This is a genomic window from Streptomyces sp. GbtcB6 (assembly GCF_019091475.1).
In the GTDB taxonomy this organism is placed as follows: Bacteria; Actinomycetota; Actinomycetes; order Streptomycetales; family Streptomycetaceae; genus Streptomyces; species Streptomyces hyaluromycini.
The window spans coordinates 1-231 of the sequence record NZ_JAGXJL010000526.1 but is presented as its reverse complement, the minus strand read 5'-3'; the positions used below and the strand labels follow the sequence as shown (position 1 = coordinate 231).

The following is a 231-nucleotide window of genomic DNA, read 5'->3' as shown; positions in this document are numbered from 1 at the left end:
GCGATCGCCCTCGACCGTGCGGACGGCTCCCTCGCCACCCTGACCATCGTAGGCCCGCCCCACCCAGCGGTGGCGCAGTAGCGGCGCGACACGGCCGAGCTGATCGCGGAGGAGCTGCGCCGGCACGACCCGGACGACAGCTACGCGTCGGCGCTGCGGTTCGGCGTGGAGCGCCTGAACGCGCCGGCGGCTCCGGCTCCGGCCGCTGCTGCTGCGGTGCCGGTCCCGGCG

General features: G+C 77.1%; 1 pseudogene. It reads left to right on the top strand.

What is annotated here, in order from left to right:
• Positions 1-231, top strand: a pseudogene (locus KVT45_RS57580) (OpcA/G6PD domain-containing protein); the annotation flags it as partial.